Genomic DNA, 15,863 nt, shown 5'->3' on the forward strand with positions numbered 1-15,863 from the left:
AGTGAGTCGCTTCAACGATCTTTACACCAGGATTGCTAGCTTGTTTTCGACCGCGGTATACAGATCGACCTCCGCCTCCGGGGTTTTGATAGAGATGATCAGACTGTAACGAGCGGGGAGCGCGTACCGGTTGAGATTAGGCCGGGTTCTCCACCAACCCATTCCAGGAAACACAGCCAGCAAGCCACGGCTTGCGAGATCAGCAGCAGTGCCTTTCCAAATGTCTTGGTGAATGGACCCTTTGTGCCTGTATTGGCCCCCGAGGAGCCAGTCGGGATCCTTCGGCGCCATCCCTTCATTCACTTGCTCAGCAGCCGCATTTACGCGCCCCACAAAATCATCAGGACCTTCCAAAGGCCGCTTAACATCGAATCGTAGGCGGTGCGATGGGTAGTGATATTTGGACGCGGAGCCGCGAGCAGAGGGATTCGGCTCGACGAAATACGAAAGGGTGACCTTCATCTCCACCTCAGCACCTTGTAGAGCTTCAAGCTCGTCCTTTGGCCACGGGATGTTGTGGAGGTTCATCTCCTTCGTATCGATCTTCCCCTTACCTTTCTTATAAGGATAGAGCTGATCTTCCACCACCAAAGTCAGAGAGTTGCTCGCACTCCAAAGAGCACGCTCAAGACTCGGCTCTCCCCAGCCGGCATGTCGAATGAGGTTTACGTAGTCCGATTTCACTGGGCGAGCAGGAAGATAAGCGTCGCGCATAGCTTCCGACCAATCCGCTGAGTGAACAATCAGGGCGCGGACTGTCTCTGGACGCAAGGTCGGATACTGAACCAGAATTTGGGCCGCCATACGAGAGCACAATGCCGACGCTGCGCTCGTAGCGTTAAAGGTACAGAATCGTCTTGCCTCGAACTCATTCTTGGCGGTGAGCAAATTAAGGCTCGCCATCCCGGCTGCGCCATATCGGTCCTTGGCAGCATTGCCCCCCTCAAAAACCACGTCCGGTTTCAATGGCCAGGCACTTTCCCACGTAGCAGAGGTTGTGGTGAAGGGGCTGAGCCCACCCTCTTGCGCTATTGGTTCATAGGCAGTGGGTCTCGTGTCCATTTTACGGGTACAGGCACCCACTGTCAGAGCGTTCCAAGCCTGCCCCGGATCATGGATCAGGTTGGTGCTCAAGCTCGCGGGATAAAGCATCCAAGCGTTGATGTCGCGAATGTTCCCGGCCGATTGGATAAACAGCCTGGGGAACTCACCTTCGTTATCGGCATCCGCAGCCAGGCTATCCAGCTTTGAAGACCAGGAGGATGGGCGACCGCGGTCACGATAGTCCTCGGCGCTAACTGCTGAATTAAAGACCCTGGATCGATCCGCGTGGCTAATTTCTGGTCGCGCCACCCCTTCAGCAAAAAGAGATGCATGAAGCAGTGCGTTCCCCTCGTTCGCCCCATGGCTTGGAAGAAGCTTCACCGACTCAAGCCGATGATGAATGCTCACACGTTCAAGTGATGATAGGCAGTCGGTAAGATCGCCATAGGCTGCGAGGGCTGCCATGCCGGTGCCGTGGTTCTCCTCATCGTGCTTACCCCACTGAGGGTTAACGGTGTGAGTATCCTCTTCCTCGATCAGTCGACTGAGCAAGGGGTGGGCGCGATTGACACCAGAATCCAGCAAACAAATCCTGGGAGCGTGACGATTGACTGCTGGGAAATCAGTTCTCGCAACCAATTCATCCAGCCATTCGATTTGCTCTTCATTGGCCAAGTCATCGAAGCTGTCTGCGGTTTCTTTGGCTCGACGAAGCTCAGCGACACAGTTGAGCCCCATCACCGATTGCGAGAATTGGCGCTGGGAACCTTTCATCAGCACCACAGTTCGTTCGGGAAAATCAGCTCGTGCTTCGCTGACTACGCATCCACTACCTTCGACGATCTTAGTGAAATCGTTAATAACGGCCTGGCGCGCACCTCGTACCGGAAGCCACACCTCCCACCAAAACTCTTTTGATTTGTCGTCCGGCAGCAAATCTGGATCGTCTGTCCATAACGCTTCCAACTCGGCGTTGCGAATCGATTCGATCGTGTTGACTAGGTTACGGTGGTCTCGGGGATTACCATTCTTGTCCTTCTTCTCCTGAAGGTACTCCGTAACGATCCTCTCAAAGTGGTCAAGCTTGCCATCGGGGACGAAGACGTTGGCAATGGTCTGGTCTCCCTCTTGGCGTACGCTGAGGAGTTCGATTTTCTTGCGCTCATCACCAAGGCTTTGGAAAGCCATTTCCACATCGGGCTGACCGACGAACTGGATTTGCAAGCCCAAGCCGCTTTCAACATCTATCCCCTGTTGAAAGTTCTTAGCTGCTTCGGCCATTGGCTTCAATGCGTGCAGTTGATGCTGAAGTGACGCACCATGCTGCTGCCTTGGCAAATCTGGGATCTGCGGTTTTACGCCACCCTTAGAGGCATGTGCCGTGAAATCTCTCGGCTTAGAATTTTTTGGCAGTATTAAGTGTTCACGCTTTGCGTTTCTTTTGTCCGGCATGGCTCGCTGCTACGTTGTTTTGCCAATTTCTGGCTGAGCAGTTGGCGGTCCATCAATGCCTTGCCCAGCGTCTGTCCTTTGACGCGTTCTTCATCGTGCATAACGGCATCTTTGATAGCGTCATCCACCGCCCGCCGGATTTCGGCATAGCTCAAACCTGCAGCCTTTTCCCCAATGGCCTTGGTTGAAAAAGGTTTAGGCGCGAAATGTCCAAGCCGCGAACGAATAAGACTCGATGCTTGTTCAGCAGTCGGTAAGTGATACTCGATGACGTCATCGAAACGACGAAATAAGGCGTAGTCAAGGATCTCGGGGTGATTAGTCGCGGCAATGATTAGGCTATTTGACTGGTCTTCTTCGATCATCATCAAAAAGCTATTGAGTACCCGGCGTATCTCGCCAACATCGTTTGGCATTCCACGCTGGGAACCAATTGCGTCGAACTCATCAAAAAAATAGACACCACGGACTTCAGCTATGGCATCAAAAACCTGCCTCAGCTTCGCCGCAGTTTCACCCATAAACTTGGTAATAAGCGTGTCCAAACGGACAAGAAAGAGCGGTACCCCGAGCTCACCAGCAAGAGCGGATGCAGTCATGGATTTACCCGTTCCTGGGGGGCCTACCAACAGCACCTTCCTGCGAGGAGAAAGCCCATGCTCTCGTAGACGAGAAAACATTCGTTGCTCTTTCAGCACTCGTTGCAACTGAGCTGATGCTGCGTCGTCGAGAACCATTTCAACGAAACGATCTTTTGGGTAGGTAACGCTCAGCAAGCCCGCCATTTCGCCGCGAGGCTTGGCAAGGGGTGTGGGGCTATTGCGTCGACCTTCAAGACTCACGCTGCTTTTAGCAGCATCGATCATGTCGCGCAGATCGGTCGCGAGCTTGCCATGGCCCGATTTAGCTTCGCGTGCGGCAACCTGCATCGCTACGGAATAGAACTGACTGTCATCCCGTTCGATGTGAGATTTCACGAGCGCTTTGAGCTGTTCGGCGCTGGCCATTTCTGTTACCTGATCTCTGCAAAAAAATGCCCAATCCGTGGCTATGGCGACGACGCGGTGCTCAGGATAGGAGGGACTCAATGACTCGCATCCTGCTCGCCAAAGCAGGATTACGTTATGCCACCATGGTAGCAGTTAGAGTCAAGGGAGACGACTCTATTCCTATGAGCGGTGTCCTGATTTGAGTTTGAGGGATCGCCCCCATTCAGACCTCGTCTGAGGATCAGGAGCACCAGGATAGGCGTCAAGGAGGTGGTCATTTTGAGGTGGACTATGCTGACCAGTTGCTCTCAAATCTAATCGTGAGGTCCTCCATGGCAAACCCCAATCTGCTGGCTCGATTCAGAGATGAAGTCCTTTTGGCTGGGCCTGAAAGCACCCTACCTAGCAACCTATCTCAGTTCTGGCTTGAGGAGCTCCAGAATCATCTGGAGAGGTATTTCGACGGTTTGAACTCGGAGTCGGATGCAGAAGAGAAGGATCTCGACATCTCCCTCCCACTCGCAGCGATCATCCACATCTTGTTCGCAAAGAATGGTGGGGAGGAGATATCCGAGAGCTCTGAAAAGCTGTACGAGTATTTCCAAGACTACCGGCTCGAACTGGCCCTCGAAGAGATTACGCGCAAGACTCATGTGGCTGCCGAGGCTGCAACCATTGAGACCATCTTCACCAACCGAGACGTCCTGGTGGAGCAAAGCCCCCTCCTTCAATAGGTACCTCCACCGATGCCATCGCCGGCGGGCACGCTCCGAGGCATTGAAGGAATGCATTTCACGGCTGCCGAGATCAGTGAATGAAAGAAATTGCTGCGCCGATGTTCGATCTAATCGCTTTGTCGCTTCCACGAGGGTTGGGGTTTGGAGACAGCCCGCCAGTAGGGGCATGGCTTAGTGAGGACGGACTTTCTTGTGCCGCTCTAACCCGAAATATCCAGTCCGGCAGCTTCGGAGTAGTCACCTTACGGCGTCGTGTCGATAGCGTGTGGGTGCTCCTCAGCCATGGTGAGTGCACCGCTCGCGAGTCCGAAGCCCGCGCCTCAATTAGCCATTTTCTCAATACCCAAGCCCATCCGCTTCCACTCCCCTCAGGCGAACGACGACGTGCTCCTTTAAGCAGAATGGGTAAGCGCACACCAAGCGTGGTGTTCAAATCACTATTTGATCCAAGCCGCCGTATTGGGGCGTGGGCGCTCAATCAACTGTATCTCGCACTGCCATCTCCAGACAGAAATTGGGTTCCCGATTGCCAGACTGAGAATTTTCACACCCGCCTTTGGGAGGCCCACCTATTAGCGATTTTTCGTGAGCAGGGACTCTTGGTCACCCAGCCTAAAGAATCACCCGATTTTCATATCGAGAATAGGCTGGGAGGTGAGGCCTGGGTTGAAGCAGTGACAGCCAACCCGGAAGAGCGGTATGAGCATTTTGGCGCCTCGCCGGTCCCCCCACCAGCTGACCGACATGAGCGCTTCTTTGGAGCGGCTGCAGAAAGGTTTGCGAGGACCATGCAAAACAAATTGGACAAGCGTTACGAATCCCTACCGCACGTGGAGGGTAAGCCGCTCATTCTGGCCTTAGCCGATTTCCATGCACCCAGTTCAATGCTGTGGAGCAGGGAGTCGCTCATCAGCTATCTCTATGGCTTTTCAGTTCACTCATCTGCGCATCGTGGAATGCAGCTGATAACTGTGGAGGAAGAGACATCTCTGCTATCAGGGCGCCCCAACGGCCTATTTACGCTAAGGGAAAATGCCCATCTTTCAGCGGTCATTTTCACCAATGCCTGCACAGTCCCAAAGCTCAGCCGAGTGCCGATTTCAGGTGGAGCTCATCTAGACGGGTACCGATACTTGCGGTTTGGTGAGTTTTTCGACCGTTCTCCAGGTGCATCACGAGGTATCCCATTTTTGTTGGATGTAGCGTCCAGCGATTACGGTCAGCTCTGGCCGCAGTATGGCTACGAGCCGTGGTCTGCTGAAGTGGAGGTCTTCCATAACCCTATGGCATTACATCCGGTGCCTAACGAGCTGATACCAGAAGTCACCCACTGGAGAGAAGTGAATGGAAGAGTCGAGTGCGAATCTTTCTATGATGTATCAATACTCCGATCCAGGACACTCGTCCTGAGTGCTAACGCTAAGGTTCCGTCACTTGATGAGTTACTGACAGCAGCCAGTCCTCCCGAGCTCTGACGGCGACGGGGTGGATGCATCTTTGCCACGCAGGTAGATGAGGATTACTCAGCAAGCTACCCAGTAAGGGAAGGACATGAGCCCCCTGCGCAATCCACAACCGTTGAAGCGTCAGCTCTCTTCGGGTAAAAGAGTGACCTTCTTACAACGTTACAAAAGTGTCATCCTCGAAAGCATAGGAAGAGAAATGTCGACCCAAGGACTAAACCGATTCATCGGACGCAAGATTCACGCCGTGATAATGATGGCCCCACTAAAGCGGGAAATGATACGCCTCGGCATATGCACCGTCATGGCACTTGTTCTGAATGTGATCTTGTATACCGGCGTTGAAATAGACGGTACCATCAAGCCGTGGGCAGAAACGCCAATAAAACTATTCGCATCATCGATGTTATTCGCCTTCATGATTAAGGCTTTTCTGCCACTTCTTGGGTGGACAATTCTGAAAGCAGTTCTACTGAGTGCGAATAATGCTTTCAGCGGTATCCTGAGTTTTTTGGGAAACCAGTTCACAGGGGTCATGTACTGCACTGGAATCATCCTGGGATCTGTCACGATTAAGCAGTATATGATTTCTGGGGTTTTAGATTCAGAAATGGTTTCCCTGTCCGCAATCGTATTTTCTTCCGGGATTTTATATTTCTATGTGCTGCAATGCGCCATTCAAAAAACAATGAGTCCAGCTCTGCGTACACCAGCAGTACCGCGTTCAACCACTAGGCTGTGACTATTCCGCCTCTGGCGCTCAGTAGACGCTCGATCAGCTGAACTCTTACCCATGCATACGTAGCCATTAATGGCCAGGCTCGCCTTCGACTTTATGAAGAAGGCGAGCATCCGCGTGCTTGATTGCCTACCTCATTTGTTGGGTGAGGAATCAGTGCTGCGGATCGCAAACAGAAACCCCAAGCGCGCATGCGACGAGAGTATTTAGCCCATTTTCGGTATTAGAGAGCTTCGCAATTATCGCTTTTCAAGCACATACCCTACGCCCCGAAGCGTATGTATCAACTTGGTCTCGAAAGGGTCATCTATCTTGGCTCTGAGTCTTCGAATCGACACCTCAACAACGTTCGTGTCGCAGTCAAAATTCATATCCCAAACCTGAGAGATAATCTGCGTACGGCTCAGTACCACCCCGGTGTTACGCATCAAGTAGTGCAATAACGCGAATTCTTTGGTGGTCAAATCAATACGCTGACCGTCCCTGAACGCCCTGTGCCGGCTCTGATCAAGCTCCAGGTCAGCGACGCGAATGACCTCTACGGATGCGGGGTGATCTGACCTACGCATCAAGGCGCGCACCCGAGCCAACAGCTCAGGGAACTCAAATGGCTTGATCAGGTAGTCATCTGCGCCGTTCTCCAGCCCCCTGACCTTATCCGCCAGCCGGCTTCTCGCCGTCAGCATCATGATGCGGGAAGGGCAATTTTTACGGCGCAACAACTCAAGAACCTGCCAACCGTCCATCTCTGGCAGGTTTATATCAAGAATAATCAGCTCGTATTCGTGCTGCTTGGCCAAGAATAATCCATCTGAGCCGGTGTGGACGCAATCTACGACATAGCCACATTCCGTGAGACCCTGACGCACATACTCCGCAGTTTTTACTTCATCCTCAATTACCAGAATTCGCATGGGATTTTGTCTCGATATCACTGAGCAATTAACCGCGCACGCGCGCCGGCATTATTGAAAGGGATGGTAAATCAAAATGAGCGTGCCGGGGGTCAAATGACGGATTTGTAATTTCTAGGTAATACAGTTGATAGTCTGGCGGTATATCTTGTCGCGGTTTGGGTTTGACAGTTGCGGCCCTCTCTCCAGCAGGTGATTTGACCTTATGAAGTATTGGGTTATTTTCTTCTTCGTGCTGGCTTCGTTCCGCTCAGATGACGGCGAGGTCGCTCACATTGAGGAGACTGGTCATTGGTGTAGTCATGAACTTCACCGGCATGCGATGCGTACAATCGAACGCCTACTTGAATTCTAGGCAAAAAAAAGGCGCCCAATGGGCGCCAAATATCCACCTTTTACCAAAGGAGCACTTAAGCCACTCAAGGTGAATGCGTAATGCTCGTTTTACTAATAGGACCAGCCAATGATTAACTGGTCCAGTTAGCGAATTACAGAATCGAAAGCGGGTACTCGATGATTACACGAGTTTCATCCAGATCCGATTCGAAAGCAGTGGCACGCGTGGTTGCCTGGCGCAACCGGAAGGACAAGTCTTTTGCCGGACCGGTTTGCACAACGTATTTGACTTCGACGTCACGCTCCCAACGCTTCTGGTTGTCGAGCGGGTTGCCGTTGTCGTCGGTGCGCATGTAGAACTGGTTAGCGTTCGAGTAATCCGCGCCCGAGCCTCTGGCGTAGCGGGTCATGAACGTCAGGCCTGGAATGCCGTAGCTGGTGAAGTTCAGGTCATAGCGCAGCATCCAGGAACGCTCTTTCGGCGAGTTGAAGTCGCTGTACTGGATGGAGTTGTCGACGAAAATCGAGTCCGACTGACGCAGGTAGTCGAAATCGTCGTCGCCGTTGTTGCGTTGGTGCGACAGGGCCAGGGTGTGGGCACCGTAACGCACGCCGACCTTGGCACTCCAGATGTTGTTGTCGAATTCACCCAGGCGCTTTTTACCTTCATCTACAGCTTTGTAGTAGTTGAAGCCACCGATCAGCGCCAGATCGTCGTTCAGTGGGTAAACAACGCTGGTGCCGGCGTAGTACTGATTCCAGACGTCTTTCAGCTGGCTGGCGTAGACGCTCACAGTCCAGTTATCGTTGATCGAGTAGTCACCACCACCGTAACCGATCCATGGCGAGTTGACCGGGCCGCCATAGAAGGTCACGAAGTTGTCGTTCAGGTTGCTAGAGACCGGTTGGCTCATGGCGTGCAGTCGACCACCCTGAAGGGTGAGGCCTTGGATGCTGGTGTTCTCAACGGTCACGCCGCGGAAGCTTTCTGGCAGCAGGCGTGAGTCGCCGGATGCAACGACCGGAGTCGATGGGAAAACATCACCCACTTTCACGATGGTATCGAACAAGCGGACTTTGGCTGCGCCGCCGACCTTGGTGTATTCGTCGCGAGCTTCACCCTTGTTATCAACGGGCAGCACGTCGAAGGAGCTACGGCCGCCGTTGCGCCCATCACCGGTGTCGAGCTTGAGGCCGATCATGGCGAAGGCGTCAACGCCGAAGCCAACGGTACCCTGGGTAAACCCAGAGTTGAATTTGCTGATGATCGCGTGCGCCCAGGCTTCGGAGTAGCCGTTGGTATTGCCCTTGCCACTGTTGTAAGTGGGAGCGGTGCTGTCGCGGTTATCACGGTTGAAATAGAAGTTGCGGTTCAGCACTGTAAGGCTGCTGCCTTCAATGAAGCCTTCTGGCTTGTCTTCAGCTTGTGCCGAAATAGCATAGCTTCCAGACAGCGCAGAAACTGCCGCCAAATACAGTGGTACTTTGATTTTCATCCGATGCTCCTTTGATTCACGGCAGTTTTTATTATGTTTACCGGCGCGGGTGTCGTTAGTTGTTCTGACCCGGCGGCGCGCCTAGCGTAGCGCGAGCTCATATTTGCAGGCCAAAGATAACGGGAGGGTGATAGGACAATTACAATTTCGTCATCTGTCTGTTATTCGGCACCTTCGCACCGCGTGTTTGCCATCTCCGTTGCTTGTAACGAAATCATAGAGCCGGCTTGGGATTCCCAGTATTTACGGGCATTACAGGGCTTTCTTACGAAATTGTAATTTTCTAGCCACCCCTCTGATAGCTACCGCTCATTAGAGTGCCATCACCTAATCAAGTGGGGCTTGGCAGCTGTTTCGGCGTTCTCGCCAAGCTTTATCGAAGTTTGTGCACGAGGACCATCAAAGTGCCCCGGTATAACCGCAATGTCTTATCCAAGACCTCCATCTCGCCCTGGAAGATCGCAGCACTTTGTGCAGTCATCTCTGGATTGATGGCACCTGCAGCCCTTGCCCAAAGCATCAGCTTGCCCCAAGCGCTTTCGACGGCCATGGATGCCAACCCCAACCTGGCCGCAGCCAGGCAAGAGATTGGGATCGCTGATGGTGCTCGCAAGCAGGCCGGGCTTATCCCCAACCCCACAATCTCGTATGACGTGGAAGACACCCGCCGTAACACCAGCCAGACGACTGTCTCTCTCAGCCAGACCCTTGAACTGGGTGGTAAGCGGGGGGCTCGTGTTGACGTCGCCACATACGGGCAGACCGCCGCACAGCTGGAGTTGGACCGTCGCGTGAACGGTCTGCGTGCTGATGTCGTGCAAGCCTTCTACGCCGCGTTGCGTGCCCAGACTGGCCTCGACTTGGCGAAGCAATCTCTCGAGCTGACTGAGCGCGGTCTTCGCATCGTTGATGGCCGTGTTCGTGCTGGTAAGTCGTCCCCAGTAGAGGCGACCCGCGCCCAGGTACAGCTGGCCGAAGCCAAGCTGCAAGTTCGACGTGCCGAAACGGAAAAGACAACCGCTTATCAGCAGCTCGCTCAAATTACCGGGAGCTCGGTGACCGTCTTTGATCGCCTTGAATCGCCAACCCTCTCCCCGGGACTTCCTCCGCAGACTGAAGAGCTGCTGGCAAAGCTGGATCAGACCGCAGAAATGCGCCAGGCCGTGGTGCAGATCGACAAGAGCGATGCCTCGCTCGGTTCAGAGAAAGCTCAGCGTATCCCGAACCTTACTGTCAGCGTAGGTAGCCAGTACGACCGCTCTGTGCGCGAGCGGGTCAACACTGTGAGCCTGTCCATGCCGCTGCCGCTGTTCGATCGTAACCAGGGCAACATTCTTTCCGCTTCTCGCCGTGCAGATCAGGCCCGAGACCAGCGCAATGCTGTGGAGCTGCGCCTGCGTACCGAAACCCAAACCGCGTTGAACCAGTGGTCCACCGCCATGCAGGAGGTCGAGTCATACGACAAGACCATTCTGCCGTCAGCCCAACAAGCCGTAGAGACCGCAACCCGCGGCTTCGAGATGGGCAAATTCGGCTTCATCGAAGTGCTGGATGCCCAGCGCACCTTGATCGTCGCTCGTGGCCAATACCTCGAATCGTTGGCAGCGGCAACCAATGCACGTGCGCAGGTGGAAAGGGTTTATGGCGAAGTCGGCTCAACTGCCGGCGCTCGCTGAACGGGCCAAACATTTTCTTCGGCACCCAGCCTTGAACAAGCCGGTGCCTACGATCAGCAGGAGTAGCAATGGATAACAAACGCAAGATCGCCCTCGCGGTAGCCGCTGTGGCAGCCCTCGGATTTGGCAGCCTTGCCTGGAACAACAGTTCAGGACAGCAGGCCGCCAGTACCGCCGAACATGGCGCTAACGATGGCCATGGCGACGAAAAGAAAGCCGCATCTTCCGCCAAAGAGGAAGGTGATGAGGGCCATGGCGAAGAAGGCCACAGCGAAGAGGGCGGTGAAGAAGAAGGCAAGCTGACGCTCAGCGCCGAACAGATCAAGGCAGCCGGCGTTGCCCTGGAAGCTGCAGCGCCGCGTGACTTGGGTACAGTCGTGAGCTTCCCGGGCGAAATTCGCTTCGATGAAGACCGTACTGCCCACGTGGTTCCTCGTGTTCCTGGGGTTGTTGAGGCTGTCCAGGCCGACCTGGGTGAGACGGTCAAAAAGGGTCAGGTCCTCGCTGTAATCGCCAGCCAGCAGATCTCTGACCTGCGCAGCGAACAACAGGCCGCACAGCGTCGCGTCGAACTGGCGCGTGTGACCTTCCAGCGTGAGAAAGAGCTGTGGCAGGACAAAATCTCTGCAGAGCAAGACTACCTCCAAGCACGCCAAGCGTTGCAAGAAGCGGAGATCTCCTTGGCCAACGCCAAGCAGAAGGTCGGCGCGATCGGTGCCTCGGTTAACTCCGTTGGCGGTAATCGATACGAGCTCCGAGCTCCCTTCGACGCCGTGGTAGTGGAGAAACACCTGACCGTTGGCGAAGTCGTAAGCGAGGCGACCAACGCCTTCATCCTTTCCGACCTGAACCAGGTTTGGGCAACCTTCGCCGTCCCGCCTACAGATCTGGGCAAGGTCACGACTGGTCGTGCGGTGAAAGTCTCTTCGCCTGACATGAACGTCGAGGTCGAAGGGAAGGTGGGTTATGTCGGCAGCCTGCTGGGCGAGCAAAACCGTGCAGCTACTGTCCGCGTCACCTTGACCAACCCCAACGGCGCCTGGCGTCCAGGCCTGTTCGTGAACATTGCGGTCACTTCCCAGACCGATCGAGTTGCCGTAGCGGTCCCTGAGCACGCAGTGCAGACCGTTGAAGACAAACCTTCGGTATTCGTACGCACCCCAGATGGCTTTGACACCCGCCCGGTAAAACTGGGTCGCCGCGACAATGGGTACGTGGAAATCATCGACGGTATTGAAGCCGGCGCCCAGGTAGCAACCAGTGGCAGCTTCACACTCAAGTCCGAGCTCGGCAAAGCTTCTGCCGAACACGGTCACTGATGCGAACTGACAGGATGATTTCTCATGTTTGAACGTATCATCAGATTCGCCATCGAGCAGCGCATCGTAGTAATGATCGCTGTTCTGATCATGGCGGGTATCGGTATCTACAGCTATCAAAAGCTGCCCATCGATGCGGTACCCGATATCACCAACGTCCAGGTGCAGATCAACACTGCAGCGCCTGGTTACTCGCCCTTGGAAACCGAACAACGGATCACGTTTCCAGTTGAAACGGCCATGGCCGGTCTCCCGGGCCTTCAGCAGACCCGTTCCCTGTCTCGCTCTGGCCTGTCTCAGGTCACCGTGATCTTCAAGGATGGCACTGACATCTTCTTTGCCCGCCAGTTGATCAACGAGCGGCTGCAGGTTGCGAAGGAACAGCTGCCAGAAGGTGTAGAGGCCGTCATGGGGCCGGTATCTACCGGCCTCGGCGAGATCTTCCTGTGGACTGTTGAAGCCGAAGATGGCGCGGTCAAAGAGGACGGTACGCCGTACACCCCGACCGACCTGCGCGTGATCCAGGACTGGATCATCAAGCCTCAGCTGCGTAACGTCCCGGGTGTGGCCGAGATCAATACCATCGGCGGTTATGCCAAGCAGTTCCTGGTTGCGCCGGATCCAAAGCGCCTGGCTACCTACAAGCTGACACTCAATGACCTGGTCGCAGCGTTGGAAAGTAACAACGCCAACGTCGGCGCCGGCTACATCGAGCGTAATGGTGAACAGTTGCTCATCCGTGCACCGGGTCAGGTAGGCAATATCGAAGACATCGCCAACATCGTGATCACCAGTGTGGATGGTGCACCGATTCGCATCAGCAGCGTTGCTGACGTCAGCATCGGTAAAGAGCTCCGTACAGGTGCTGCTACTGAGAACGGCCGCGAAGTCGTGCTCGGTACCGTGTTCATGCTGATTGGTGAAAACAGCCGCACCGTATCTCAAGCTGTCGCCGCCAAATTGGCGGACATCAACCGCACCCTGCCAAAGGGCGTGGTGGCTGTGACTGTTTACGACCGTACCAACCTGGTTGAAAAAGCCATCGCGACGGTGAAGAAGAACCTGGTGGAAGGCGCGATCCTGGTTATCGCCATTCTGTTCCTGTTCCTCGGCAACATTCGTGCGGCTCTGATCACCGCGATGGTGATTCCGCTGTCCATGCTGTTCACCTTCACAGGCATGTTCAACAACAAGGTCAGTGCCAACTTAATGAGTTTGGGGGCACTCGACTTCGGCATCATCGTCGACGGTGCCGTGGTTATTGTAGAAAACGCGATCCGTCGACTGGCTCATGCGCAACATAAGCATGGCCGCATGCTCACCAAAACCGAACGCTTCCACGAGGTCTTTGCCGCGGCACGAGAAGCTCGCCGGCCGCTGATCTTCGGCCAGCTGATCATCATGGTGGTGTACCTGCCGATCTTCGCCCTCACCGGCGTCGAAGGCAAAATGTTCCACCCGATGGCCTTCACCGTCGTGATGGCGCTGCTGGGTGCAATGATCCTGTCCGTTACCTTTGTTCCTGCAGCTATTGCCATGTTCGTCACTGGCAAGGTGAAGGAAGAGGAAGGCGTGGTCATGCGCACAGCTCGACTGCGCTATGAGCCGGTTCTTCAATGGGTGCTGGGACACCGGAACATCGCTTTCTCGGCCGCAGTAGCCTTGGTCGTGCTCAGCGGTGTACTGGCAAGTCGTATGGGTAGCGAGTTCATCCCAAGCCTCAGTGAGGGCGACTTTGCGCTTCAGGCCATGCGTGTGCCTGGAACGAGCCTCACTCAGTCCGTCGAGATGCAGCAGCGTCTGGAGAAAGCGGTTATAGCGCAGGTGCCTGAAGTTGAGCGGATGTTTGCACGCTCGGGTACCGCAGAAATTGCGTCTGACCCAATGCCGCCAAACGCCTCTGACGCCTACATCATGCTCAAGCCTCAGGATCAGTGGCCTAACCCCAAGAAGCCACGCGATGAGCTGATTGCTGAGGTGCAGAAGGCCGCTGCGGGTGTTCCAGGAAGCAACTATGAGTTGTCGCAGCCAATCCAGTTGCGTTTCAACGAGCTGATTTCGGGCGTACGTAGTGACGTCGCTGTGAAGGTCTTCGGCGATGACATGGACGTGCTTAACAACACCGCCAACAAGATCGCGGCAGCGCTCAAAGCGGTACCGGGCTCGTCGGAAGTGAAAGTTGAACAGACATCCGGCCTGCCGGTGCTGACTATCAACATCGACCGCGAAAAAGCAGCACGCTACGGTCTGAACATCGCGGATGTTCAGAATTCGATCGCTATCGCCGTGGGTGGCCGCCAGGCCGGCACGCTGTATGAGGGCGACCGTCGGTTCGACATGGTAGTACGCCTGCCAGAGACCGTTCGCACCGACGTAGCGGGAATGTCCAGCTTGCTGATCCCGGTACCTGCCAATGCGGCTCAGGGTGCCAATCAGATTGGTTTCATCCCACTGTCCCAGGTCGCTAATCTGGATCTGCAACTGGGCCCGAACCAAATCAGCCGCGAAAACGGCAAACGTCTGGTCATCGTTAGTGCCAACGTTCGAGGCCGCGACCTGGGGTCCTTCGTTCAGGAGGCGACCGCTTCGCTGGATAAGAAGGTGCAAATCCCTGCGGGCTACTGGACGACCTGGGGTGGCCAGTTCGAGCAGCTGCAATCGGCAGCCAAACGCCTGCAGATCGTTGTTCCAGTCGCCTTGCTGCTGGTCATGACCTTGTTGTTCCTGATGTTCAACAACCTGAAGGACGGCATGCTGGTCTTCACCGGTATTCCATTCGCACTCACCGGTGGTGTCGTGGCGCTCTGGCTGCGGGATATCCCACTGTCGATCTCGGCAGGTGTTGGCTTCATCGCACTATCCGGCGTTGCAGTACTGAACGGCCTGGTGATGATTGCCTTCATCCGTGGGCTAAGGGAGGAGGGACGAACGCTCAGGCAGGCAGTCGATGAAGGCGCATTGACCCGTCTGCGACCTGTTTTGATGACAGCCTTGGTAGCGTCCCTGGGCTTCATCCCGATGGCCTTGGCCACCGGTACCGGTGCAGAAGTTCAGCGTCCATTGGCAACGGTGGTGATTGGCGGGATCCTGTCCTCCACCGCACTGACCTTGCTGGTATTGCCTGCCCTGTATCACTGGGCACACCGCAAAGATGAAGACGGCGACGAGGCCGAAGTGGTTAGCTAACAGCCTCCGCTAAAGAGAAGCCCACAACACGTGTTGTGGGCTTTTTTGTTTAGAGTGAAGTAGGTGCACTTACCTTTCAAAATTGTAAGTTTCTCGTCATGCCGGTGATGCCTATGCATTGCTAAGGTTACGCCCGAGAAGATTTGAATTTGAGAGGTTTTTATGAAAAAGCTAATTATCGCTGCTGCACTTGTTGTTTTCTCGGTGGCTTCGCAGGCCAACACTTTTTCCGAGAGCAAGCAGCTGCAATACACTAAGGAACACCAGACCGCAGTGGCCAAATACGCGGAGAAAAATGGCAAGCCAATGCCAGAGATCCAGGATTACAAATATGGCATGAAGATAGACGTTGCCAAGTTCGTACGTCAGTCGCAGGACCCCCGTACCTGCCAGGTTTACCCACGGTTGATGACCTTCGAGGACTCCCAGGGCACGCTCAAGACTGTTCGTTACTCAATGTATTCGCAATGTATCAGCAACAAGTAGTAATCGATTTGAACAGAACAATTAGA

Annotated in this window: 11 protein-coding genes; 7 read left to right on the forward strand and 4 right to left on the reverse strand. The window is 54.7% G+C overall.

Annotated features, from left to right (window positions below; genetic code table 11):
• Nucleotides 1-21 precede the first annotated feature (21 nt).
• Together G7007_RS11035 and G7007_RS11040 are read right to left on the reverse strand one after the other, a co-directional pair.
• The gene (locus G7007_RS11035; protein ID WP_128611064.1) at nucleotides 22-2,496 is read right to left on the reverse strand and encodes a S8 family peptidase; all 2,475 of its coding nucleotides are present in this window, start codon (nucleotides 2,494-2,496) and stop codon (nucleotides 22-24) included.
• Nucleotides 2,460-3,503, reverse strand: a complete 1,044-nt coding sequence (locus G7007_RS11040) for an AAA family ATPase (RefSeq protein WP_049696548.1) — start codon at nucleotides 3,501-3,503, stop codon at nucleotides 2,460-2,462. Before G7007_RS11040 ends, G7007_RS11035 begins: the two co-directional genes overlap by 37 nt.
• A gap of 314 nt (nucleotides 3,504-3,817) precedes the next feature.
• Between G7007_RS11040 and G7007_RS11045 the strand changes: the two genes are divergently transcribed.
• From G7007_RS11045 to G7007_RS11055, 3 genes are all read left to right on the forward strand, one after another.
• Nucleotides 3,818-4,219 carry a hypothetical protein gene (locus G7007_RS11045; RefSeq protein WP_177413055.1) on the forward strand — a complete coding sequence of 134 codons (402 nt, stop codon included), beginning with the start codon at nucleotides 3,818-3,820 and terminating at the stop codon, nucleotides 4,217-4,219.
• Between the two features lie 80 nt (nucleotides 4,220-4,299).
• Nucleotides 4,300-5,697: a hypothetical protein gene (locus G7007_RS11050; RefSeq protein ID WP_165919289.1), complete on the forward strand. Its 1,398-nt coding sequence runs from the start codon at nucleotides 4,300-4,302 to the stop codon at nucleotides 5,695-5,697.
• Nucleotides 5,698-5,884: 187 nt separating this feature from the next.
• Complete coding sequence (locus G7007_RS11055) at nucleotides 5,885-6,427, forward strand: hypothetical protein (protein WP_049696546.1); 543 nt, start codon at nucleotides 5,885-5,887, stop codon at nucleotides 6,425-6,427.
• A gap of 236 nt (nucleotides 6,428-6,663) precedes the next feature.
• Here G7007_RS11055 and G7007_RS11060 read toward each other — a convergent pair whose 3' ends face one another.
• Both G7007_RS11060 and G7007_RS11065 read right to left on the reverse strand, forming a co-directional pair.
• Nucleotides 6,664-7,338, reverse strand: coding sequence for a heavy metal response regulator transcription factor (locus G7007_RS11060; protein ID WP_003253420.1), 675 nt, complete (start codon nucleotides 7,336-7,338; stop codon nucleotides 6,664-6,666).
• Between the two features lie 488 nt (nucleotides 7,339-7,826).
• Entirely contained in the window at nucleotides 7,827-9,170 is a 1,344-nt protein-coding gene (locus G7007_RS11065; protein ID WP_049696545.1) for an OprD family porin, read from the reverse strand.
• A gap of 404 nt (nucleotides 9,171-9,574) precedes the next feature.
• On the opposite strand from G7007_RS11065, the gene G7007_RS11070 reads away from it, so the two are divergent.
• From G7007_RS11070 to G7007_RS11085, 4 genes are all read left to right on the forward strand, one after another.
• On the forward strand, nucleotides 9,575-10,846 hold the full coding sequence (locus G7007_RS11070; protein WP_132579171.1) for a TolC family protein: 1,272 nt from the start codon (nucleotides 9,575-9,577) through the stop codon (nucleotides 10,844-10,846).
• Nucleotides 10,847-10,914: 68 nt separating this feature from the next.
• Entirely contained in the window at nucleotides 10,915-12,165 is a 1,251-nt protein-coding gene (locus G7007_RS11075) for an efflux RND transporter periplasmic adaptor subunit (protein ID WP_049696543.1), read from the forward strand.
• Nucleotides 12,166-12,189: 24 nt separating this feature from the next.
• Nucleotides 12,190-15,351 (forward strand): CusA/CzcA family heavy metal efflux RND transporter, encoded by a 3,162-nt coding sequence (locus G7007_RS11080; RefSeq protein ID WP_049696542.1) that lies wholly within the window; start codon nucleotides 12,190-12,192, stop codon nucleotides 15,349-15,351.
• A 162-nt stretch (nucleotides 15,352-15,513) separates the two neighbouring features.
• Entirely contained in the window at nucleotides 15,514-15,837 is a 324-nt protein-coding gene (locus tag G7007_RS11085) for a DUF2790 domain-containing protein (RefSeq protein ID WP_049696541.1), read from the forward strand.
• Nucleotides 15,838-15,863: the final 26 nt, after the last annotated feature.

The sequence above is a fragment of the Pseudomonas entomophila genome (genome assembly GCF_013523125.1).
GTDB lineage: Bacteria > Pseudomonadota > Gammaproteobacteria > Pseudomonadales > Pseudomonadaceae > Aquipseudomonas > Aquipseudomonas entomophila_B.